Source organism: Bartonella vinsonii subsp. berkhoffii ATCC 51672 (assembly GCF_902825225.1).
Taxonomy (GTDB): domain Bacteria; phylum Pseudomonadota; class Alphaproteobacteria; order Rhizobiales; family Rhizobiaceae; genus Bartonella; species Bartonella berkhoffii.
In genome coordinates this window covers 1-532 of the sequence record NZ_CADEAK010000109.1, presented here as the reverse complement: position 1 = coordinate 532, position 532 = coordinate 1, and the positions used below count along the sequence as shown (strand labels likewise).

The following is a 532-nucleotide window of genomic DNA, read 5'->3' as shown; positions in this document are numbered from 1 at the left end:
TAAGAAAAGTTTGGGATTGTGGATATGACGCAAGACCCCCTGCAATGCCAAGAAGATGAAAAGGTTCAGACTTAGAGAGATTGGGCACGGGAACACGGTTGGGATGGTACTGATATCGGCATTGATCTGGTAGCAAAGCTTCGCAATCAAGAGGGCTATGTGGCTATTCAATGTAAGTTTTATAAAGCTGACCATCAGATCAGTAAAAAAGATATTGATAGCTTTATCGCTGCCTCTGGAAAAGACATCTTTAAATATCGTCTTCTCGTTGATACCACAGAAGTGGAATTAAGTGACAATGTGAATGCCATGATCAAAGGACAAGCGATCCCAGTTTATCGCATTGACCTTCCTAAAATGGAAAACAGTCGTATAGACTGGCAAAATTATGCAACGAAAAAAGAAGGTGTTATTAAAACAATAAAAGAGCCTCGACACCATCAAGAAGAAGCCATCAAGAAAGTCTGTGAAGGTGTAAAAGAAGCAAACCGTGGCAAGCTGAATATGGCATGTGGTACGGGTAAAGCTTTCA

Annotated in this window: 1 pseudogene; it reads left to right on the top strand. The window is 40.8% G+C overall.

Features of this window, described 5'->3' with window-relative positions:
• Nucleotides 1-532 (top strand): annotated as a pseudogene (locus J7R10_RS08490) (restriction endonuclease); the annotation flags it as partial.